15 protein-coding genes and 2 pseudogenes are annotated in these 17343 nt (G+C 67.5%); 5 read left to right on the forward strand and 12 right to left on the reverse strand.

Features of this window, described 5'->3' with window-relative positions:
* The first annotated feature begins 131 nt into the window (after positions 1-131).
* Positions 132-1130 carry a ribokinase gene (locus tag AP234_RS09855; protein WP_055479249.1) on the forward strand — a complete coding sequence of 333 codons (999 nt, stop codon included), beginning with the start codon at positions 132-134 and terminating at the stop codon, positions 1128-1130.
* On the opposite strand, the gene rph is transcribed toward AP234_RS09855, so the two are convergent.
* On the reverse strand, positions 1094-3778 hold the full coding sequence (gene rph, locus AP234_RS09860; RefSeq protein ID WP_235558062.1) for a rifamycin-inactivating phosphotransferase: 2685 nt from the start codon (positions 3776-3778) through the stop codon (positions 1094-1096). The genes AP234_RS09855 and rph overlap by 37 nt on opposite strands.
* A 665-nt stretch (positions 3779-4443) precedes the next feature.
* Positions 4444-5040: a CPCC family cysteine-rich protein gene (locus AP234_RS39445; RefSeq protein ID WP_431998380.1), complete on the reverse strand. Its 597-nt coding sequence runs from the start codon at positions 5038-5040 to the stop codon at positions 4444-4446.
* Here AP234_RS39445 and AP234_RS37585 point away from each other — a divergent pair.
* On the forward strand, positions 4951-5187 hold the full coding sequence (locus AP234_RS37585) for a hypothetical protein (RefSeq protein ID WP_055479252.1): 237 nt from the start codon (positions 4951-4953) through the stop codon (positions 5185-5187). The genes AP234_RS39445 and AP234_RS37585 overlap by 90 nt on opposite strands.
* 81 nt (positions 5188-5268) lie before the next feature.
* Here the strand turns inward: AP234_RS37585 and AP234_RS09875 are convergent, their stop codons facing one another.
* From AP234_RS09875 to AP234_RS39450, 9 genes and pseudogenes are all read right to left on the reverse strand, one after another.
* Positions 5269-6147: a metallophosphoesterase gene (locus AP234_RS09875; protein ID WP_055479253.1), complete on the reverse strand. Its 879-nt coding sequence runs from the start codon at positions 6145-6147 to the stop codon at positions 5269-5271.
* Positions 6148-6615: 468 nt separating this feature from the next.
* On the reverse strand, positions 6616-6888 hold the full coding sequence (locus AP234_RS09880) for a DUF4242 domain-containing protein (protein WP_055479254.1): 273 nt from the start codon (positions 6886-6888) through the stop codon (positions 6616-6618).
* An 82-nt stretch (positions 6889-6970) separates the two neighbouring features.
* Entirely contained in the window at positions 6971-9547 is a 2577-nt protein-coding gene (locus tag AP234_RS09885) for an AAA family ATPase (RefSeq protein ID WP_083501949.1), read from the reverse strand.
* A 158-nt stretch (positions 9548-9705) separates the two neighbouring features.
* Entirely contained in the window at positions 9706-10089 is a 384-nt protein-coding gene (locus AP234_RS09890) for a hypothetical protein (RefSeq protein WP_055479256.1), read from the reverse strand.
* Between the two features lie 11 nt (positions 10090-10100).
* Complete coding sequence (locus AP234_RS09895; RefSeq protein WP_055479257.1) at positions 10101-10835, reverse strand: hypothetical protein; 735 nt, start codon at positions 10833-10835, stop codon at positions 10101-10103.
* A 735-nt stretch (positions 10836-11570) separates the two neighbouring features.
* Complete coding sequence (locus tag AP234_RS09900; protein WP_055479258.1) at positions 11571-12245, reverse strand: hypothetical protein; 675 nt, start codon at positions 12243-12245, stop codon at positions 11571-11573.
* A gap of 723 nt (positions 12246-12968) precedes the next feature.
* The gene (locus tag AP234_RS09905) at positions 12969-13367 is read right to left on the reverse strand and encodes a hypothetical protein (RefSeq protein ID WP_055479259.1); all 399 of its coding nucleotides are present in this window, start codon (positions 13365-13367) and stop codon (positions 12969-12971) included.
* Positions 13368-13907: 540 nt separating this feature from the next.
* Positions 13908-14141 (reverse strand): annotated as a pseudogene (locus tag AP234_RS39155) (DDE-type integrase/transposase/recombinase); the annotation flags it as partial.
* A gap of 49 nt (positions 14142-14190) precedes the next feature.
* Positions 14191-14493 carry an IS3 family transposase gene (locus AP234_RS39450; protein WP_055479260.1) on the reverse strand — a complete coding sequence of 101 codons (303 nt, stop codon included), beginning with the start codon at positions 14491-14493 and terminating at the stop codon, positions 14191-14193.
* 231 nt (positions 14494-14724) lie between these two features.
* On the opposite strand from AP234_RS39450, the pseudogene AP234_RS09915 reads away from it, so the two are divergent.
* Together AP234_RS09915 and AP234_RS09920 are read left to right on the forward strand one after the other, a co-directional pair.
* Positions 14725-15024 (forward strand): annotated as a pseudogene (locus AP234_RS09915) (transposase); the annotation flags it as partial.
* A gap of 211 nt (positions 15025-15235) precedes the next feature.
* Entirely contained in the window at positions 15236-15589 is a 354-nt protein-coding gene (locus AP234_RS09920; RefSeq protein ID WP_055479262.1) for a hypothetical protein, read from the forward strand.
* Positions 15590-15596: 7 nt separating this feature from the next.
* On the opposite strand, the gene AP234_RS09925 is transcribed toward AP234_RS09920, so the two are convergent.
* The gene (locus AP234_RS09925; RefSeq protein ID WP_055479263.1) at positions 15597-15977 is read right to left on the reverse strand and encodes a PLDc N-terminal domain-containing protein; all 381 of its coding nucleotides are present in this window, start codon (positions 15975-15977) and stop codon (positions 15597-15599) included.
* Positions 15978-16062: 85 nt separating this feature from the next.
* Here AP234_RS09925 and AP234_RS37130 point away from each other — a divergent pair, with 85 nt between their 5' ends.
* A complete protein-coding gene (locus AP234_RS37130) occupies positions 16063-16209 on the forward strand; it encodes a hypothetical protein (RefSeq protein ID WP_235558063.1) in 147 nt (48 codons plus the stop codon).
* Positions 16210-17343 lie beyond the last annotated feature (1134 nt).

Raw genomic sequence — 17343 nt, forward strand, 5'->3', positions numbered from 1 at the left:
CAACGCCCGGGAACAAGGCGGCGGAACACGCCGACCACGATTCCGCCTCCAGCGGCCTCCCGGGAAGATCGCCGTACGCCGCGACCTCGGTTCACCATTTTCTGAAAGAGCCTGAGACAGGAGGACCCGTCATGCGACCGCGAGGTGTCGTCGTCGTCGGGAGCATCACCGTGGACGTCACAGCGTTCAGCCGTCGGCTGCCCCGCCGGGGAGAGACGGTTCTCGGCGACGACGTCACCTTGGTCCTCGGTGGAAAGGGCGCGAACCAGGCGGTCGCCGCCGCCCGCGCGGGAGCGCCCACGTGGCTGGTCGGCTGCGTCGGCGAGGACCCGTTCCGCGAGATCGTGTTGTCGGCGCTGCGTTCCCAGGGGGTGGCCTCGTCGGAGATCCGCTCCGTCGGCGACCGCACGGGCATCGCTCACATCAGGGTCGACGCGTCGGGTGAGAACGACATCGTCATGACTCCTCTCGCCAACTCCGACCTGAGCGCGGACATGGTGGACGAGAGCATCCGGGCCGTGCGCGACAAGGCGAGCGTGCTTCTCCTCCAACTCGAGATCCGTACGGAGGTCGCCTGTCACGCCGCCGAGGCGGCTGCGCGGGCCGGCCTGACAGTGGTGCTCGATCCCGCGCCCGCGCAGCCGCTCCCCGACCGCGTCTGGCCGTACGTCGCCGTTGTGACCCCCAACGAGAGCGAGGCCGGCGCGCTCACCGGCGTGGAGGTCGTCGACGTCGAGTCCGCCGAGCGGGCCGCGGCCTGGTTCCTCGATCGCGGCGTGCGGCATGCGCTCATCACGCTTGGCGCGGCCGGTGCCCTGTCGGTCACCCCGGAGCGTACCCGGCACTTTCCCGCATACCCCGTCGACCCTGTGGACACCACCGCCGCGGGTGACGCGTTCACCGGCGCCTTCGGCGCGGCCCTCGCCGCCGGTCTCGACACCGACACCGCCATCCGCCGGGGGATGGCCGCCGGAGCCCTGGCGACCACACTGCCCGGTGCCAGCCCATCACTCCCGGACCGGAAGGCAGTGGACGAACTGCTCGACCCGCACGCCATCGCGGAAGGGCCCGCCCCCACGGGTGGTGCCACGGTTCAGTCGAGGAACTGGACGTACCCGTCGGTTCCGTGAACGCGGATGCGCTGCCCGTCCCGGATCAGCCGGGTGGCCTGCTTCACGCCCACGACGGCCGGTAGGCCGTACTCCCGCGCGATCACAGCCCCGTGCGTCATGAGACCGCCCACCTCCGTCACGAGTCCGGCGACGGTGACGAACAGGGGGGTCCAGCCGGGGTCGGTGTAGGCGGTGACCAGGATGTCGCCCGCCTCGAGGTCGGCCCGTGCCATGTCCGTGACGACACGGGCACGGCCCTCGACGGTCCCGGCCGAGACCGGGAGGCCGGCCAGCGCGCCGGGCGGAGCGTCGTCACGCCGATACCGGCCGGTGATGACCTCGCCGTCCGACGTGATGACCCGGGGAGGGACGAGTGCCTCGTACGACCGGAACGCCTCGCGCCTTTCCAGGATGAGTTCGGCGGCCACGTCGTTGGTGCGTACGACTTCCTGCAACTCCTGGAACCGGAGGAAGAAGATGTCTTCTTTCTCGCGTAGGATGCCGGTCCGGACGAGGTCATCGGCTTCCCGCAGCAACGCCTGCTTGTAGACGAAGTAGCGGCTGACCATGCCGTACTTGGGGTACTCCCGATATCCGGCGAAGGTGCGGACGCGGTCGATCATCCGCTTGGTCTCCTCGGCCTTCCGCTTCCCATCGGGTAGAGCGCGCAATCGCGTCAGCAGTTCCTGTTCCTTCCGCCGTGACTCCTGGCGTCCCTGTTCGAAGCGTCGCCTGCCGGCGCCCGGCTCGAAGTTCTTGATGTTGCCGAGGATGGTGGGCACGAGCGTGGCGGGTTGCTCGCTCCAGCGCGTTCTGGTGATGTCGATCTCGCCGGCGCAGCGCATGCCGTACTCGTCGAGGAAGCCTCGGATGGCGTCACGGGCTTCCCGCCCGCCGGCCGGCCCGGCCAACTCGTCCAGAAAGCCGTCGCCCTCCCGTCCCTCGTCCACGACGCGGTGCAGGAACGCCACGACGTCCGCGTGCGGTCGGATCGTGTCCGCGACGTCGAGGAGCGCCAGCCCCATCTCCGACGTGACGTTGTGGGGGACGGATCGCGTGAGCGCGTCGGCCGCGTTCTTCTCACCCAGCCAGGCCTCGAGGTGGTCGTTGAGCCACCAGGTCGCCTCCATCGCCGCCATGATCACCTGGAGGCCCTGCGGATCGAACAGGATGCGCTTCAGCTCTGCGATGTCGGCCAGGATGAAGTCGAGCAGCGCCGGCCCGGACAGAGCCCGGATCTCGCGCCGCAGGGTGGCGATGGACGACTGACTGTTCCGGATCAGCTGGGCGACGATGGCCGGATCGGTCTCGATGGGGGCGGGCGCGTCATCGGGGAGTGTGGGCGCGTCACTGGGGAGTGTGGGCGCGTCACCGGGGAGTGCGGCGCCGGAATCCTCGTCCGGAAGCGAGCGGAGGAAATCGCCGCGGTCGAGCACCGTCTGCAGCGCGTCCCGAATCAGCGGGTCGGACCTGCCCAGTGTCCCGAGGAGGCTCGCGCGACCCGCGGGTGTCGCCAGGGCGGGGGCCACGTCGACGAACAACCGTCCGCCCGCCTCGTGCATCGGCCGTGGGGTCGTCAGCTGCCACAGGGAGAGCCCCAGCGGCTTCATCGCGTCGGTCATCATCTGCTGGTGCCCGACCGAGACGTAGACGTGGTTCTCTTGATCATCGGCCGTGGGGACGGGGAACAGGGTGGTGATCGGCCGGCTCTGGACGATGTGGAAGTCGTCGTCGACCAGGCACCATTCGATGTCCTGAGGCCGGCCGAAGTGCGCTTCGATTCGCCGGCCCAGCCGCACCAGGCGCACGACCTGTGCATCCGTCAGGGCCGGCTGCGTCTGCCGCCGCGGCTCGACCGGTGCGTCCTGGGTACCGCCTCCCGGCGACGCATGGACGGACCGCGGCTTGGCGGCGACCGTTGTGGTGACGACCTGGTCGTCGCGCACCGTGTAGACGTCCCCGGCGACCAGACCGGAGACGAGCGCCTGGCCGAGCCCGAAACCGGCTTCCACGGTGGCGATCTTCCGATTCGAGGTCACGGGGTCCGCGGTGAACAGGATCCCGGCCGCGTCCGGGAACACCATCCGCTGTACGACCACGGCCATCCGTACCTTCCGGTGGTCAAAGCCGTTACGGCGCCGGTAGGTCACCGCACGCTCGGTGAACAGGGAGGCCCAGCACAGCCGGACATGCCGAAGGATCGCCGCCAGGCCCACGATGTTCAGGTACGAGTCCTGCTGGCCGGCGAAGGACGCGCTCGGCAGGTCCTCGGCCGTCGCGCTGGAACGCACCGCGTAGGAGGCTTGCTCCCCGAGCCGGGCGAGCGATTCGCCGATCGCCGCCACAAGATCGTCGGGCACCGCGACGCCTTCGATGACGCGGCGGACATCCGCGCTCAGGGTGCGGATCGCCGCGCGGTCGTCCGGTTTCACCCGCGACAGCAGGTCAAGCCGAGCGTCGATCGACGGCGTCTCGGCCACGACCCGCCGGAAGGCGTCCGTCGTGACGCAGAAGCCTTCCGGCACGCGAATGCCATCGATCCGCGAGAGCTCGCCCAGGTGCGCCCCCTTTCCGCCGACGTCTGCGATATTCGTCGAGTCGATTTGCTCGAAATCCAGCACGTAGCCCAATTCCGTCGCTCCGTAGTTCGTCGGGCCGGTTCGCAACGGGCAAGTATGAAGCACTTTTCGACGCCTCATGAGACGCCGGCATCTGCTATACAGTGAAAGTGGCGGGAGCGGTGCGCGCCGCGTGCGAGGCCCCTCAGGTGAGAGGGGTTCGAACGGGCGCTTGAGCACTCCTGCCTCAGCTGTCCCGCCGATGACGAAGGCCGCGAGGCGTGGGAGAAACGCCTGCATGATTGTCCGGTTCGGTCAAGAGAGATCCCGAGCGTGTGCACAAGCATGGAGCGAGTGACGTGAATCGCGCTATCGGCTTGGGAATATCGCTGATCGCCGTGCGATCTGGCACGCGATCATGGCTCTGACGTGGTTCTCATCAGGACTGTCCTGCCGTGATCAGGGGATCAGGCTGCGCTCGGTTGGACTGGGAACGCCGGCGTGGAGAAAGTTCTGTCGGTCCCGTAGTGCCTGCTGCCTCCGAACCCCTCAACGACACAAAGGACACTCTTGGCCCGCCTGCTCCGCTACCTCGACGACGAGCTCTACGTGCAGTACGGCGGGCTCTGTCTCTACGGTGGCCCTGACTACCCGGAGTTCCGCGACGACGAGTCGGAGGCGCTCCACTACACCGCCACCCTCCACCTGGAGGCATGGGACGCCGAACCAGCTGACCCGGGCTGCACGACGATCATGTGTCTGGCCCGCGCGCTTCAGTCCGGTTTGTGGGTAGGCGGCCCTGGGTCTGTATCGGTGGGGAGCTCCTCGCGTCGCGGGGGGCGTACATGGGGGACGGCTCGCTCGTGGTAGGCGCCGATCTGCTGGAAGTTGAGCCGAGCCCGGGTGAGGCTCAGTCCATGGTTGGGGCCGCCGCGCCGAATGTCGTCGGCATCGTGGTCGTCCTGCCCGTCGTCCTCCCAAAAGCACACGGGGCAGATCTGGCACCAGCCGCGCGAGTCGAGGGTCAGATAACCGCAGCAGGGACAGGCGTGAGGACCGCTTCCTTCCGGAGCGTGTACCGAGCGGGTGGTGGCGACTTCGACGTACTCCTCGAACACCTCAATCCCCCGCTGGACTTCCTCGGGCGTCGGTTCACGTCGTTCATGAACGGAAATGACCCCTCCTGAGCTTCTGATACAAGCTGTAGCTCTCGCATGGGGAGGCCGGCCGCCGATGACCCTTCTCCACGGACCGGTAGCACATAGCGTGATCATTGTTCCATGGCCATGGAACACCTGCAGGATGACGGGAAACTCTACGAACTCCGCAATGTCAGCAGGGATGTGGTGGCGGTTGACCCGCGTGCACATCGCAAGCCCTGCCTGCGTCACTGTGAGGAACACCTGGCAGCGATGCTCATCGCGGTCGACGGTCTGACCACCATCGCCTCGATGTCCGTCCTCCTGGTCAACCGCCGTGGTTCCTGCGATGGAGCCCTGGCATGGAGCCTGTCGTAGTCGGCAGCCTCGCCGGCCTCGGCCCCGTCAACTCCTGTGTCCCCGGAGGGCGAGCAAACCGGCCAGGTGTGCTTGTCGGCATCAGCGGGTAGCGGTGACCAGTTCGGCGAGGTCGAGCGCGTCACCTCTGACATCGGCCAGCCACTCGTCACAGACGTACTCGAAGTCGCCGGTCCCAGTGTCGAACAGGCCGACACTCCCGGCCGTCACCCGTTGGCCTGGGTTGATCGGCTCCGGCTCCCACCGGGTGGCCTTGGGCTGCACCAGTTGGGCGAGCGCGTAGGAGGTCGTGCGGCCGTAGCGGCGCGGGCCGTTGGCATGGTGGTAATGGCCGCTGACGTGCAGGCGCGGCTGCAGGTGCTCGATAAGTCGCAACAGCTTGCCCGAACCCTGCACGCTCCCTTGCCGGTCGCGGGACATCCCGTACGGACCGTCATGGGTGACCAGGACGTCCACGCCACCCGGTTCGACGGCCATCAGCCGCGCGTAGGCGCTCTCGTCCAGATCCATCTTCCCCGGTGCCTCGACGAGCCCGAGGAACGCCACCCGCTGCCCGGCGACCTCCACCACGTTGCCGCATGCCACATGACGGTAGGCGCCGAACGGGTCCACCGGCACGGACTCGGCGCCCGCCGCCTCGTGCAGTGAGGCCAGCCAGTCGTGGTCCTCATGGTTGCCGCTGACGAACAGCACCGACGGGACCCGCTCAAGGGCCAGGCGCACGCCTTCGGCGAACGACGGGGACGGATCCAGCAGCCGAAAGAAGTCGCCCTGGGCGGGATGGTCCCGCCAGAAGCGGCGGCTGGACTCGTCGAACCGATCGAGCGACGGATATGCGCCCAGATCCCCGACCTGGATCACGGCGTCGAGCCCGATCCCGCGACGATCCTGGAGCAGCGCCACCGCACCCAACGCGTGCAGCACACAACCGTGGACATCGCCCACGAAAGCGACCTTCATCGCCTGTCGACCTTCCGTAAAGAGCCATTCGGACATGACCCGGCCCCGGTCGAGCGGCGCAACGATGCGGTGTCAACCACCGGCCCTGAACCGGTGACTCACATCCCAGCGCTCCACCGCCATCTCGACGACCGAGCTGGATCGAGGATCGCACCCGCCCGGAGAGCCGTCAACGTCAATCGAGCGTCACGATGAGCGGCCGGCCCAGCGCGATGGCGGCGCGACCGGGACCGAACGGTCTCCGAATCCGGAGACCCGACAACAGCCCGTCAGGTGCGAGCCACATCATCAGACCAGGGCCCGGATCACCGAGCTAGTCTTCAACGTCACGCGCTGCGGCCGGGGAGCGCGAGGAGGGCGAACTCCGGCTCCCCGACCGCTCCTGCGAACGGGTCGGCGGCGGCGTCGAGCGGTGGCCGTGCACGGACCGGCGAGACGACTCGCGGCTCGATCGTGCCGCTGCCCGGTTCAGTGATAGAAGTACGGGTCCAGCACGCGGACCTCGGTGATGCGCTCCACCGGCAGACCGTTGGCCTCCGCGGCCATCCGGATCGACTCCGGGGTCGGGCCGTCATAGATGCAGTAGGTCTTCGTGTTGTCGGGGCTGACGTACGAGTGCACCCAGGTCACGGCGTGCTCGGCGTTGCCGTCCACCACGCGCAGGCACTGCTTGGCGCCTTCGCCGTCCGTCGGGATGGCCAGGCCGTCGGGAAAGGTGCGTTCGACCAGGTAGCGGGGCATTCTGTTCCTTCCAGAAAAGGGAGAACCACTTGTGGAAAGGACTTTGCCTGGCCGCCGGAGCCGGGGGATCGGGAAACGTTCCCTATGTTTCCCCGGTCGGTTCCCCATTTTCGGAGAGGGCATCCGGATTGTCGCGCACCCAGCGCGCCGCCGCCTGCCGGGAGGCGACGCCGAGCTTGGCGAGGATCGCCGAGACGTGGTGGTCGACGGTCTTCGGCGAGATGTGCAGCCGCGCGGCGACGTCGACGTTGCGCAGGCCTTCGGACAGCAGCCGCAGCACGTCGATCTCACGGCTGGTCAGATGGGCCGGGTTACCTCGGGTGGTCCGCCGTGGTAGGCGAGGCAACTCGGCCGCAGGCCACCCGCCCAGCCGCTGCAGCTCGCGTAACGCGACGAGTTGCTGATCGGTATCGTCGCCGTCGGCCAGCGCCAGCGCCGCCTCGTACGGGCAGCCGAGCCGACGCCAGGACCGGGCCGCGTCGGCCCAGTCACCGGTCATCTGCAGCTTGTAGGGGCTCGCCGCAACCTCCGCCGGCCGTGTGGAGGCATCGGCGATCCACAGCCAGTACCCCAGTTCGCCGACCGCCCATTCGTGGCCGAGCCGGACCGCGAGCCGGTAGGTGTCGCCGACCGCCTCCTCGATCTGCTCGGGAGAGCCGCGTAGCCAGGCAAGCTCGGCCCTTGCGGCGGCGATCGGCCAGAGCCGCTGCAGGTCGCCGGTCTGCTCGGCGAGCGTCCACGCCTGGTCCAGCGGTGTCCGGGCGTCGGGGTCGCCGCGTCGCGTCCGCAACCGGCCGAGCACGGTCAACGCGACGATGCGGGTGGGGACGTGCTCGGGACACGCGTCGAGCACCATGGTGGCGGTGGTGGTCGCCTCTGACCACCGTCCCTGCTCCAGGCGGGTGCGGGCCAGCCAGACCAGCCCGTAGCCGCGCAGCGTGTCCAGGTCCCGCTCGGTGCACCAGGTCACCGTTTCGGCCAGCCAGTGATCCGCGGTCTGGTATCGCCGGACCTCCCCGGCGCCTGAGCCCAGGTTGCACATGGCGGCCGCCACGGCCTGATCGTCGCCGGCCCGGCGAGCGGCGCCGAGGCTGCGCACCAACATCTCGACCGCCCGGTCGGGATCGGTGAACCAGTAGGCGCTGCCGACCGCGTTCAACGCCCGGGCGAGCACGTTTCCGGTCGCGTGACGCTCCGCGTACTCGATCGCGGCCGAGCCGACCTCGATCGCGCCGGCGCCGTCGCGGGCCAGCATCAGCAGGTACGCCAGTTCGGTGTACGCCCGGGCCAGTCCGGGACCTGGCGGCAGAGGCTCCAACAACGCGACGGCGGCGCGAGCGCTCTCGTACGCCTCGACGTTGCGCCCGAGGTTCCACAGGGTCCCCGCGCGGCGGGCCATCACGGTGCCCCACCGCTCGGTGTCGCCCACCTCCCGCCACAGGTCGACGGCCCGCGCCGAGGCCTCGACCGCTTCACTGAGCTGACCGGTGTGACTGCACTCTTCAGCCCGATGTTCCCACAGGGTCGCCCGCTGCCGCGGTGGCACGCCGGCGGCATGGCGCAGCGCCCGCGCGTAGTGCGCGGCGGCCTCCCGGTGTGCCCCGAGGCCGACCGCCCGCCGGGCCGCGGCGGGTGCGTACCGCAGCACCGCCGCCGGATCTCCCGCAGCCTCGGCATGGTAGGAGAGCCGGGCCGGGTCGGCGTCGGGCACCCTGGACAGGTATCGCAGGATCTGAGCGTGCAGCCCGAGCCGACGGGCGGCCGGCACGTCCGTCTCGACGGCCAGCCGCGCCAACTCGTGGCGGAACCGCACGGTCGCGTCCTCGACGACCAGCATGCCGGCCTGCACGCACTCATCCAGGGCGGCGAGGTCGGCTCCGCCGCTCGCCTTCAGCAGCGCGACCTCGGCCCGGTCCGGCACCATGGCGACGACGTCCAGGGTACGGCGCGCCAGGGTGCCCAACCGGGCGGCGCGGGCCAGAACCGCATCGCGCACCGTCGCCGGAATCTCGTGCTCCGGCGCGTCGAGCGCTTCGCTGACGAAGAACGGATTGCCGCCGGTGACGTCGTAGAGCCGGTCGCCATCGCGGCCGAGCGGTTCGGCGAGCGTCACCACTGCAGAGCGAGACAGCGATGGCACCGACAGGCGCCGCACCGAGCGCACGGTGGCCAAATCGCCAAGAATCCGACGCAACGGATGGTCTCGACCGATCTCCTCATCCCGGTACGTCACGATCACCATGGCCGGCAGGTCGCTCACGCGGCGGCCGATGAACAGCAGAAGATCGAGCGTCGCCTCGTCGGCCCAATGCGCGTCCTCCACCACGGTGACCGACGCAGCGGCGGCGAGCAGATCAAGGAACGCGGTGAAGATGGTGTGCCGGTCGGTTCCGGCGGCCAGCAGCCGGTTCAACCCGTCGTCGGCGGTGCGGGCGATATCGTACAGCGAACCCAGTGCGCGCGGGGTGTCGAGCGCATCGCAGTAGCCCCGGCGAACCAGGGTCCTGGACGGCAGGTCGGCACAGAACCTGTCCACCAACGCGGTCTTGCCGATGCCGGCCTCACCGGAAACGAAGACCATGCACCCGCGACCGTCTGCGGCAGCAGACTGGAGCTCCCGTAGTGACACCAGAAGTGCCGCACGTTCCACCAGCTCCACAAAGGGATGCTAAGGGGCGCATGCCCGACGGGCCACCTTCGCTGCGAGGGCGTGCACGAGGGGTCGAAGCCTGCTCGATCGGGAAGCTGAAGCGGTGCGGTCCGGCTTGGTCGCCTTGGGGTTCGCTGAAATTGACACGGGTGGTAGAAACGAGCCTCTTAATTAGATCGGGTGGTTTGCGCGAGGGCCTCGTTCAGCAGGTGTCGCAACTCGGAGCCCTCGACGACGGCCGACTCCGACAGCTGGCCAGGCGGGAGACGCGTAAGCACCCAGATCTCCATGCGGTCAAAGTCATCCTTGGCGTACTCACTCAACTCATTCAACTCCGGAGGAATGTCATCCGGCTCGGTGGCCCGGTAGGCCACGAAGATGGGAAGGGCCATTCCACTGCCTTCGGGGGAGAAGCGCTCGGCGAGTTCCTCAGCGCGAGGACGTCCGGAGATTTTGTGCAGCGAGAGCGCATAACCCAGGAAGTCACTGATGACCAGGTTCGGGTCATCGGTAACGTAAATGATCGGACCTTCGGGGCGAACGGTGCGCATGTCTGAACAGGCTACCGTTGCCTCCGTCCGTGGTGAGCGCCTGGCGATGCCTGTCCTGCGGCCTGTCCATCGCCTTGCCCTGGGCCTTTCGGGTTGGCCTGGGAGAAGTGGTGCATGGTCCAGGTTTTGCCCCACTCGATCTCACACCCCGGAACTCCACATCCAGAACATGGACCGTCCGGAGCCGAGCCAAGCCGCCAGCGGCAGGCCAGTTCCTGGAGCATTTCCGCAAGGGAGGCGTAGCCCGGTTCGCGCTGCAGCCACCATTCGGCGAAAGGCCGGCCGTACTGCTCGAAGGCCGTCTTGTGTATCGGGGCGGGGTCGTGGAACGGCTTTAGCCCGAAGTTCTCGTCCAGCCAGGCGAGATACTCGTGATGGGCCTCGGTGTGATCCTCCTCCTCCAATTCGGCACCGTTGATGTGGGCGACGTCGAGAGTGAGAATCCGCAGCAGGTCACGCGGACTGGCCGTCTCGATGAAGATCTCACCCTCGTCTCCGCAGAAGATGACGGGCAGGGCCGCGCGGTCTTCCCGGTCGTCGCACCGCCACAGGGCGTACAACGAAGGGGCACCGGTGGCATGGGCGAAGAAGATCAGTCGCTCCTTGAGGTCCGGATCGTCAAGACCACGGATCCTCTCTCCGTGGTCGATTGGCGTGAAGTCACCCGCGTAGGACCGGCCTTCGAGTCGGTCCTGGAATTCCTTGAGCAGATTCAGCTCATGGAAGGGGGAGTACGCGTCGCTCACGAAGCCTCCGTACGCCAGCGGGCGCCTGGCCGTTCCTGGACCTCGTCGAGGTCTTTCCCATCAGCGTTACCCACCTGCCTGAGCTTGGCCCTGTCGCGTCCGGTCATGCTAAAGCCGCGGAAGTCGGCGCCTTCGCTGCCACCAAGGCCATTCAGGCGACGCATGCGGATTTAGCGACGTCCGGGCGAGAAACCGCCTATCCAGCGGGAGAATCAATGAGTACAGATAGGGCCTTGCCCATGGCGGCAAAGCCATGAGCGCCTGCTCAAGCCTCCACCGAGGGGCCACTCCGCAGCACTCAGGGCACATACATGTCGGGGCGATCCGGTCGACGGTTCCGGGGACGACTGCCTGTGTCCACGCAAGCAGCGCCTCGGCTACCTCGCCCGGCCGCATTCTGGTGTGCTCAAGCCTGATCACCTCGACCATGGGACGACGGCCGAGACCAGGGACCTGATGGATCGAGACTCTGTGAGTTCCGCACACCGACCCACATGCACGGAGCTGAGAGGGGCGCCTACGAGGCATAGCCCTTTCTGATCGACGTCATAGCCATGATGATCGCACCCCCATCCCCGGGACCGGCGGCTTGGTCTGCTCGGCTAGTCCCGGGTCGATGGCGGGGGATCGGACTCCTACCTCAGCCAGCTACGGCGAGCCACGATGAGCAGGTTCTTGGTGATCGCCCCGGAGCCGGAGCACCCCTCGCCGGATGCGAATGGCAGTGGTCTTTCGTCACTGAATGGTCATGCGGAAGCCGTGCTCGGGGGACATCGGGCAGAGGAAGATGGTCAGGGCGCCCCATCGGCCGAGATTCAGTGCGGTGGGCTCGTGGGCGTCCTGGTATTCGGGTTCGTCGGAGGTGAGGTGGCGTTCCTCCAAGGGTTGCCATCGCGGGCCGCTGCCGCCATCCCATTCCGAGCTGGCAAGTTTCAGTAGCGGCTCGGTTTCGGTTCCGCAGACGTTGCACGGCAGCTCGTACATGTCGGTGAGGTGCCAGGACTCCCACCCACCGATCTTGCATCCGGGCGCTATGGAAAGCAGGCACTGATAGTCGCCCTCGGTCTCTGCATCCCACTCATCGAGAGCCGCTTCGAGATCCGCGGGAAGTTCCTCCGAGTAGGGATATTCGGTGACCCGTTCAGGATGCAGCACACAGGGGCGAGGGAGGTAGTACTCCCCGGCGATGGTTGCCATGTCTGAACGGAGGGCGGCCACGTCCGGGCCGGCGGGCCCGGTCGCGACATCGGTGAGGTCTGCCGTGTGCCGCCAGATGAGCTGGATGGCCGGGCCCCAGATGTCCTGTTGCTGGTGCTCGTTCGGGCACCAGAGAAGCTGGAGGAGGTCTTTGCCCTCGGGGAAGGGGATTTCGGGGATGTCTCGCTTGAAGAACTGGGCGACCCCGAGCATGGATATGGGGGAATCCGGGCGCCGCTGGTCGAGCTCACCAGCGATGCCAACGATCGGCACATCGCATGTAGGCCAGGCTTCGCGGGCCGGCCATAGGAGCGGCCCACCGATGTGGCTGTCCCCAACGGCTGGTGTTCCGGGTCGGGGGTGCAGCCGTACTGTGGTTCGCGCGTATTTGACTAGCTCGGGGAACCTCGCTGTGACGTCGATGGGTGGAGCGGGTGTGGTGCGTGTCATGCGTGGAGTCTAGGGAGCTGTGTCGCTATGGGCGGTCCGAGTTGACTGGCGGCCGGGACCGGCTACCAGGCCGCATGCCCGGCCGCTGAGCGGGCGAAGAGCCGCGAGGCGGCGCGGAGCGCCGTCCTTGACCACGCGGGCCGCGTTGATCTAGTAGCACATCGCGATGGAGCGGGACCGGGCCATCGCCGACGTCGGGAAGCTCGCCGAGGATGCGCTGAGCAAGCAAGATTCAGATGGATCGGGCACGTAACGGGCACGGAAGATCGAGAAGGCGCTAGAAGCGATCAATGCCCATGTCGGAGAATACCTGCTGACCTGGGCCTTCGTGCTTGGAGCGGGTGACGGGAATCGAACCGCGCTATCAGCTTGAGAATTGCATGGATCACCGCACGTAGGGGCGCTGACCTGGGCGTGGTGCCGGTCATGAGTGACCGTGGTTGTCGCCTCGTTACCCTGCCTAATGGCACGCTAATAGCACGAGGGTCACGCGGGTTGTTCCTGCTCTGGCCAGGGTGCAGGTTCGTCGGTGGACACGGAGAACAGCAACCAGTCGACACCGGGCACAGTGAAGTGAGCATTGACCGTCTTGGCGGCGATGCCTTCGAATCTCAGGCCGTCGTCAAAGGTATGGCAGGTGACGGACCAGGGGAAGGCGATCCTCTGCGCCGTGAGCAGGGTACGGAACACGGCCTCCTGCGGCTCCTGCACCCCGAGCAGGGAAGTCATCTGGACCGTGGCCAACTCCGGGATTTTCCAGTAGCGCTCGCAGGACAGGAGCGTGAAGGGCTCTCCCGTGGCCTTGCCCATTCTGGCGATCACTCGTTCGGCTCCGGCCTGCTTGTTCACACGCAAGTAGCCTTGCCAGTAGATCACCTTGAACATGGCGTCATTGTGGCAAGGGAGCCAGATGATGCGCACCTGTGCGCACCCCGCCTGCCGTCGACCCGCCCGAAGGGGAAGCGGGCCAAGGCCGCCGGGTCCAGGTGGAGCGCCCAACTGGACGAACGACCTGGACCCGGCGACTTGGTCTGCTCGGCTTGTCCCGGGTCGTTGGCGGGCGGGGTGATCAGCCCCCTACCTCAGCCAGCTACGGCCAGCAACGCTGAGCAGGCCTTTTGCGATCACCCCGGAGCCGGAGTGCCCCCGCCGGAGGCATACTGATCGAAATCAGAACGGCAAAACAGGAGTGAGGTGAAGTTGCCCCGGTTGTGTGGACGGGTCGGGGTTTGCGGCTATGCGGTAGCGTAGCGGTCTTGTTCGGCGTTGTGTCGGCGTTCGTACTCGACGCGGTCGCCGCGGCCCTCAACAGCCGGCCGCGCAAGACCCTCGGCTGGAAGACTCCCGCCGAGGCGCTGAACGAGCAGCTAATCTTGATCCAACAAGGCAGTGTTGCGACGACCCCTTGAACCCAAGCTGCGCCCCTTGATCGCTGTGATGGATGAGCCCGGGCGCGGGCCGGCGGTTCCAGATCCCCATCTCCAGGGCGTCGATGACCAACTGGGTGCGCATGTGATCGGTCATCGCCCAGCCCACGATCCGCCGGGAGAACACATCCAGTACCACCGCCAGATACAGCCATCCCTCGCCGGTCGGCACGTAGGTGATGTCGGCTGTCCAGGTCCGGTTCGGCCCCGGCGCGGTGAAGTCCCGCTTCACCAGATCCTGCGCCGGACTCGCCGCGGGGTCGCGGTGGGTCAGCCCACGCCTAGCGGCGCCGATGCACTCCCTCAAGCCGGGCGGTGCGCATCAGCCGGGCCACCCGCTTGCGCCCGATACGCACGCCGTACTCCTGGCGCAGTTCGGCATGCACACGCGGAGAACCGTAGGTTCCCCGCGATCCCGCGTGGATCTTCGTGATCGTCTCCGTCAGGGCCTGGTCCTGACGGGCCCGCATGGAGGGGCCGCGGTTCTTCCAGGCGTAGTAGTCCTGGCGCGACACACCCGGCACCCGGGCCGGCAGGGAGACGCCGTAGCGTGTCTTCTCCGCGTCGATCAGCCGGTACTTCATCTCGGCCGATCCGTCTCCCGCGCGAAGAAAACCGCGGCCTTCTTCAGGATCTCCCGCTCTTCCCGCAGCTGACGGGCCTCCCCGCCGCAGCCGGGCCAGCTCTTGTTTCTCGGCGCTGGTCAGACCGTCCTCGCGGCGGCCCTCATCGCGATCGGCCTGCAGCACCCAGTTCCGGATGGACTGCGCGGTCGGCTCGAACTCCTTGGCCAGTTCCTCCGGCGTCCGGCCGAACTGCTCGCCTTCTACGACTATCCCGCGGAGCACTGGGTGCACCTGCGCACGACCAACCCCATCGAGTCCACCTTCGCCACCGTCCGGCACCGGACCAAGGTGACCAAGGGACCGGGCTCCCGCGCGGCCGGGCTGGCGATGGCCTTCAAGCTCATCGAGTCGGCGCAGAAGCGCTGGCGTGCGGTCAACGGGCCCCACCTCGTCGCCTTGGTCCGTGCAGGAGCGACGTTCGTCAACGGCAAGCTCGTCGAGCGGCCCGAGGACTCACCGGCCATCGAGGACCAGTCGATAGCCGCCTAAAAATCTTGATCCACAGGTATTGACGATTGCTCTGGAGCGGGTGACGGGAATCGAACCGGACCAGTAACAGGGTTCTCACCTGCGGGTTTGCTATTCGGGCTGGTCGCGCCTACCGGGTTGAGCTGGGTTCTGCCGCGTTCTACTCACTCCTGTCGGCCCGGTGTGCCCGCGCGGGCACACCAATGATCTTGGCTGATGGGGATTCAATCTGGTGGGACTTGAGCCAACCGAGCCGCCCAGCGAGTGCCCGATCGCCAGCGCGGGCCGCGCCGGGACCGACTCGAGCAGCGACCCCGCGAACGACTCGATGTCGGCCTCGGAGTCGGCCGCGGACCGCCCGTGCCCGGGCAGCTCGACGGCGGCCACCCGCGGTAGCCGCGCGCCGCCAGCACCGGGCCGATCTCCCCGGCTGGGCGACCACCTGCCGAAGGCCGCGCTGCAACCTCTCGCCGAGGCGCGCGACCGTGCTTCCGAGATCTCCGCAGACGTCCTCGCGCTGCCCTGGGACCGGTCCGTGCTCGGCTTCGCCTGGCTGACGCTGCGCCGGATCGGGCTCGCCCCGTAGCCCGCCACTACTGGTCCTGGTTCTTCTCCGCCTGACGCTGCTGCTCGCGGTAGGCGCGACGCTGCTCCTCGGCCCGCTCCCGGCAGCGGCGGAGGAACTCCTCGTCGTCGTCGGGGTTGGAGGGGACGAACCGGCCCGGCCGGTCGTACTCGGGGAAGCGCCCGGTGTTGCCCTTGTACGGCAGCCCGCCGGGCCGCGTCACGGTCTGCGGCCGGCCCGCGATCAGCCAGAGGATCGACCCGACCTCGGGGAGGAACAGGACGATCACGATCCACAACCCCTTGGGCAGGTTGCGGCAGTCCTCCTCCGCCGTGACGATCACGTCGAACAGGCAGAAGATCCATAAGGCGAGCAGAACCAGACCGAACCCGCCGTAAATGAGGGGCATCTCGAATCCTCCCAGTTTCAGACGCGCAGAGCGTAGTGGATCCAATCTTCGCCTGACGGGACTTTCCCGGTAGGTGATCTTCCCGATGCAGCGCTGGCCGCTGGCCCCGACGGCTCGCGGCCCGAGAGGGAACGCGCGTAGGCCGCAGGACCCGACCGGCACCTGGTACGGCCCCGACCAGACCGTCGGCTTCGGTCAGCTGGACGGCAGCATTGGTGTCCGGCACGTGTGAGCGGCCACCGCAGGTGCGAATCCCAGGCGAGGGACCCAGAAGAAGGGAAACCGGAGACACAGCCTCTGACCAGGTAGTTCGCGCTCGACAACTCACGATCGAAACGGTCCGACCCCTTCCACAGCGCCGTGTCCGTACCCTCCAAGCTGCGGCGGAGGGATGAACATGATGCCGTTGCCATCCAACCTCTGGATCCGACGGACGTCGACGGGCAGCGCGTTGCTGGTGGCTTTGATCGCCGCGGTCGTCTCGTTCCGTACCTGTCCGTAGACGGCATGGTCGTCAGCTCGTCCATGGCGCTGCTGCTGGAGAGCCAGCATGGCCGGCGGGGCGGAGTCCTCCCATGGACGCTGCTGATCGTGGCGAGTCTCGCATCGCTGGGCTGCCAACGTCGCCGTCGCCGAGCCCACTCTCATCGGCCGCGTGATAGCGGCCTGGCCGTCCTTCGCCCTGGTCGGCGCCTACGAGACTCTCATGCGGCAGATCCGGCATGCCTTTCTCCTCCGTCAGACCGAGGCCGAGAACGTTGCTAAGGAGCCGGTAGGTCCCGCTGCCGTGAATGACGTCGACGCGGGAGGGGTGAAGCTTTCTGAGCCTTCGGAGAACGGGTCTCGCGAGGGCCGAGAGGTCCAGAAAGCAGCCTGGAGATGGGCACTGGCAAATCGAGGGTCGGACGGCTCGTTGCCCAGCGGAAGGGCCATCTCGCAGAAGTTCGCAAGAAGCCCCCGCTGGGGTCGCCTTGTGAAGAGCGCGGGCCTCGCTGGTCAACTCGATGCCGTCCCCTGAGTCAGAACCCTTCCGGATCCTTGATCAGAAAGGAGATCCCTTACTCGAGGGTATGTCCGAGGAGGTCCAGTCTTCATATCCGACTCAGACTTAGCACAGAGATCCCAACGGGGCGCTGTTGGTTCGCCATCCTCGGCATCACGCTGCGCGAGATCCAGAATGCCAGAACATGGATCGTCAAGGACGCGTGGTTGCTCGGTGATTGCTCATGTGTACGGGATATGGCACGGCGAGGGGTACGAACGGCTGGCCGACCGATAGCTGTACAGGTCGGCCAGCACATCGGCAGGCAGGTCGATAACCCTGCTGGCTATCGCGGTGTGGCGCTTCATCCCGGCCACGGTCGCC

Source organism: Sphaerimonospora mesophila (assembly GCF_001417795.1).
Taxonomy (GTDB): Bacteria; Actinomycetota; Actinomycetes; order Streptosporangiales; family Streptosporangiaceae; genus Sphaerimonospora; species Sphaerimonospora mesophila.